We start from the raw sequence: 4701 nt of genomic DNA on the forward strand, positions 1-4701 counted from the left end.
GATCGGCTGCCTGCTGGCCCTTGGTCCGCGGGCCGCGGGCACGTTCCTGGGCACCTCCCACGCCCTGACCACCGGTTTGCCGCGGACCTTGGAGGCTTTGCAGGCCGGGACGATTTCATGGAGCCACGCGGTGGTGATGGCGGACGAAACCGGAGGCCTGGACGCTGGCGGGGCGGCGGCGTTGGAAGCCCATTTCCTGGACCCCGAAGCACCGGATGCGGCGCGGGGCTGCCCCGCCGGGCAGTTGCCGGCTCACCGGTTCCGGGCCAAGGCCCGGATATGGCGGGAACGCCACCACGCCGAGAGCATCGAGAAGCGGCACGCCAAAGGGGTGGCGGAGCGGCGGGTGGAGTTCCGGCCGGACCAGGACGGAATGGCCTGGCTCTCTGCATACCTTCCCGCGGACCAGGCCCAGGCAGGGTGGAACCGGCTCACCGCCGTCGCCCGGTCCATGAAGGGGCCGGACGAACCCCGGACCCTGACCCAGCTCCGCGCCGACACCTTCGCCGCCGCGGTCCTTGGCAGCGCCAGCACCGACGCCAGCGACACCCGCGGCAGCGGCAGCTTCACCGAGGGTGCGGGGGCCGCCCTGGACCATGTGCATTCACCGATCCGGGCGCAGGTGCTGGTCACCGTTCCGGTGTGTGCGCTGCTGGGCGTGAGTGATGAGCCGGCAATGCTGGATGGGTACGGGCCGGTCCCGGCGTCGATGGCCCGGCGGCTCGTCGCGGACGGTGCCGGTTCGTTCTACCGGGTGTTGGTGGACCCGCGGGACGGGGCGCCGCTGGAGATCGGCAGGACAAGCTACCGGGTCACGAAAGCGATGCGGACCTGGCTAAGGATGCGCGACGGCAAGTGCCCGTTCCCCGGGTGCAGCAACAACTCCCTGGACACTGAGGCTGACCACATCCTCGCCTGGGCCAAGGGCGGCACCACCGGGATCAGCAACCTGGGACAACCCTGCCCCAAACACCACAAACTCCGGCACGCCACCGGCTGGAAACCCACCCCCGCGACCAAGAACGAACCACCCGGCTGGACCTCACCCACCGGCCGCCACTACCAAAGCGAACACCAGGACTGGGAACCACCACGCTGGCCGAATCTCCACAACCGCGTCCAGGCGCAGGAGGAATGCAGTCCGCTTGGCGCTGTTCCGGATCTCGTGCACTTCCAGCTATCCCCGGCAGAAGATTGGCTGGACCGGGTCCTGCACCCCCCATCCGCCTGAGACGGCGAGGTCAGTGCGGCCCTGTCCAGGCCTTGCATGGTGTCTGGTGCCGGTGCTTGGCTGATGAAGAGGTATCCAAAGACATTCCAGTCGACGAGCACCTGCTGGGAGGATGTGGCGCCGGGGTCTGAGGCGACACCGCAGGACACCCAGGATGACCAGTTCACGCCAGGCCAGACGAATGCCGGACAGCAGGTAGCCTGGCTTGCTTCAGCCAGCGGCTATGGCAAGGACCTGGACCCGGAAGCCGGTCCCGATGGGAACCACCCGGTGTAGAAGCCTGGCTGGGGGCAACAACGACGGCGACACCCGGCACCTGCCGGACTTGCCGCCGTCGTTATTTCGAGCTCTGGCGCAGCCAACTCACCGCGGCGGGGCTAAGCGTGTGTTCCGGCCAGCGCCCCCGCGGACTCTTCAGCCACGCCCACCCCGCCCTTGTGGGGTTCGAAGCGGACGAACATGGCCTTGAAGCCCGGGGTGTTGGACACGCGGGCGACGTTTTCCTTGTGGACCAGGGCGTTGGCCTCGGGGAAGTAGGCGGCGGCGCAGCCCCTGGCCGTGGGGTAGGCCACCAGGCGGAACTTGTCCGCGCGGCGGTCGACGCCCTGGAAGGTGCTGACCACGTCCACGAGTTCCCGGTCCTGGAAACCGGCTTCGGCGAGGTCATCCGGGTGGATCAGGATCACGCGGCGGCCGCCGGAGATGCCGCGGTAGCGGTCGTCCAGGCCGTAGAACGTGGTGTTGTACTGGTCGTGGCTGCGGATGGTCTGGAGAACCAGGTGCCCGGGCGGCGGGGTGAGGTACTCCAGCGGGCTGACCGTGAACCGGCCGCGCCCGATGTCCGTGGCGAACGAGCGCGTATCCCGGGGCGGGTTCGGCAGCACGAACCCGTTCCTGGTCCGCACCCGGGCGTTGAAGTCCTCGAACCCCGGCAGGACGCGGGCGATGTGGTCGCGGATCACGTCGTAATCCTCGGCCATGCCCCGCCAGTCCACGGAGTGGTCCGGGCCGAACGTCGCCTCGGCCATACGGGCCACGATCACAGGCTCGGCCAGCAGGTGCTCGGAGACCGGGGTCAGCCGCCCCTGGGTGGAGTGGACCACGGACATGGAGTCTTCCACGGACAAGAACTGCGCGCCCTTGGGATGCTTGTCATCCTTGTCCGTGCGGCCCAGCGTGGGCAGGATCAGCGAGGTGCGGCCGTGGACAATGTGCGAGCGGTTGGGCTTGGTGGAGATGTGCACGGTCAGCCCGATCCGCTGCATCCCCGCCTCCAACGCTTCCGTGTCCGAGCACGCCAGCGAGAAATTGCCGCCCATGGACACGAAGACGTCCACCTCGTCGCGCTCGAACGCCTCCATCGACTCAACGGCGTCGTAGCCGTGGTGCCGCGGGGATGAGATGCCGAACTCGGAATCGAGCGCCGAGAGGAGCCATTCCTTCGGCTTTTCCCAGATTCCCATGGTCCGGTCGCCCTGGACGTTGGAGTGGCCGCGGACGGGGCAGGCGCCGGCGCCGGGCTTGCCGAAGTTGCCCTGCAGCAGCAGGACGTTGACCATTTCCTTGATGGTGTCCACCGAGTGTGGCTGCTGCGTCACGCCCAGGGCCCAGCAGAAGATCGAGGCCTTCGAGGCCACCAGCATCCCGGCGACCTTCTCGATCTGGGCACGGTCCAGGCCTGTGGCCTTCTCAGTTTCGTCCCAGTCCAGGCTGCGGCGCGCTTCACGGTAGGCGTCGAAGCCGTCCGTCTGGGCGGCGATGAAGGAATGGTCGACGACGGTCCCCGGGTTCTTCTCTTCGGCCTCAAGGAGCAGGTGCCCCAGCGCCTGGAACAGGGCCAGGTCGCCGCCTACCTTGATCTGCAGGTACTCGTCCGCCAACGGCGTGCCGCCGCCCACCACCCCGGAGACCGTCTGCGGGTCCTTGAAGTTGAACAGGCCGGCCTCGGGCAGCGGATTCACTGCCACCACCTTGCCGCCCTTGTCCTTGCATTCCTTCAGCGCGGACAGCATGCGGGGGTGGTTGGTGCCCGGGTTCTGGCCGACCACGAAGATCAGTTCGGCGTCATGGATGTCGTCCAGCGACACCGTGCCCTTGCCGATGCCGATAGTCGGGTTCAGCGCCGAGCCGGAGGACTCGTGGCACATGTTGGAGCAGTCCGGCAGGTTGTTCGTCCCGATGGACCGGGCGAACAGCTGGTACAGGAAGGCTGTCTCGTTCGCGGTGCGCCCGGAAGTGTAGAAGACGCAGCGGTCCGGGGTGCTGGCGCGGATATGTTCACCAATCAGCTCGAAGGCATCAGCCCAGGAGATGGGTGAGTAGTGCGTCTCGCCCTCGCGGATCACCACCGGCTCGGAAAGCCGGCCCTGGTTGCCCAGCCAGTACTCGGTCTTGGTGGAAAGCTCGGCAATGGAGTGCTTCGCCCAGAACTCAGCTCCTACCGTGCGCAGGGTGTTCTCCTCGGCTACCGCCTTGGCGCCGTTCTCGCAGAACTCGGCGGCCTTGCGCTTCTTGTCCGATTCCGGCCAGGCGCAGCCCGGGCAGTCGAACCCGCCGCGCTGGTTCAGCCGCAGCAGCGACTGGGCCGTGCGGGTAACCCCGGCCTGCGCCACCGCGCGTTCCAGCGCCACCATGACCGCCTTGACGCCGGCGGCCTCGGTCTTGGGTTTGTGGACTTCAAGGTTGTCCTCATTGATATCCGCGAGGGGGGCGGGCTGCTTACCGAACTTCATCGTTCCAACTTCCTTACCGGCCTGTCTAAATCGAAGGCGAGTGTTGTTCGAAGGCCAGTGAAAAGCGCGCCGGGCCCTTCCCGGCGCGCCTTTCTCCGGCACGTCACTCTCTTAAATGCCGCTTGTTACTGCGCGACCTTCGCCAGCGTTTCCTGTTCCGCGGCGATGGTGGTGTTGTCGCCGTGGCCGGTGCGGACCACGGTCTGGGCTGGCAGCGTGAGCAGCCGTTCGCGGATGGACTTCAGGATGGTGGGGTAGTCGCTGTAGGACCGGCCGGTGGCACCCGGGCCGCCGTTGAACAGCGTGTCCCCGGTGAAGACCGTTCCTTCGCTTTCGAGGTAGAAGCAGGTGGACCCCGGGGAATGGCCCGGCGTGTGGATCGCCCGCAGGGTGGCCCCGCCTACCTGGAACACGTCACCGTCGGAGTGGTAGTGGTCCGGCTTGGCCTCCGGGTAGACCTGCTCCCACAGCACCAGGTCTTCCTGGTTCAGGTAGATCGGGGCGCCCAGGGCGTCAGCGACTTCCCGCGCGGCGCCGATGTGGTCGTTGTGCGCGTGCGTGAGCAGGATGGCTCTGACCTTCCGGCTGCGGACCTGGTTGATGATCGCGGCGGCGTCATGGGGCGCGTCGATGATGACGCATTCCTCATCATTGCCCACGATCCAGACGTTGTTATCCACGTCCCAGGTGCCGCCGTCGAGCGAAAACGTGCCCGAGGTGACCAGGTTCTCGATGGTG

General features: G+C 67.3%; 4 protein-coding genes. 2 read left to right on the plus strand and 2 right to left on the minus strand.

Annotated features, from left to right (window positions below):
- Together ACTJK0_RS05060 and ACTJK0_RS05065 are read left to right on the plus strand one after the other, a co-directional pair.
- Window positions 1-1231: DUF222 domain-containing protein (locus ACTJK0_RS05060; protein WP_440744480.1), on the plus strand; the 1231-nt coding region annotated here is incomplete at its 5' end.
- Between the two features lie 63 nt (window positions 1232-1294).
- Window positions 1295-1507, plus strand: coding sequence for a hypothetical protein (locus ACTJK0_RS05065; RefSeq protein WP_440744481.1), 213 nt, complete (start codon window positions 1295-1297; stop codon window positions 1505-1507).
- A 101-nt stretch (window positions 1508-1608) separates the two neighbouring features.
- On the opposite strand, the gene ACTJK0_RS05070 is transcribed toward ACTJK0_RS05065, so the two are convergent.
- Window positions 1609-3963, minus strand: coding sequence for an FdhF/YdeP family oxidoreductase (locus ACTJK0_RS05070; protein WP_440744482.1), 2355 nt, complete (start codon window positions 3961-3963; stop codon window positions 1609-1611).
- 125 nt (window positions 3964-4088) lie between these two features.
- The coding region (locus tag ACTJK0_RS05075) for an MBL fold metallo-hydrolase (protein WP_440744483.1) at window positions 4089-4701 on the minus strand (613 nt) is incomplete at its 5' end.

The sequence above is a fragment of the Paenarthrobacter sp. 22069 genome (assembly GCF_052046035.1).
Classification (GTDB): Bacteria; Actinomycetota; Actinomycetes; order Actinomycetales; family Micrococcaceae; genus Arthrobacter.

Excerpts from the sequence above, each read along its gene's own strand:
- ACTJK0_RS05070 (WP_440744482.1), bottom strand. The coding sequence starts at position 3,963 with ATGAAGTTCGGTAAGCAGCCCGCCCCCCTCGCGGATATCAATGAGGAC.
- ACTJK0_RS05065 (WP_440744481.1), top strand. The coding sequence starts at position 1,295 with ATGAAGAGGTATCCAAAGACATTCCAGTCGACGAGCACCTGCTGGGAG.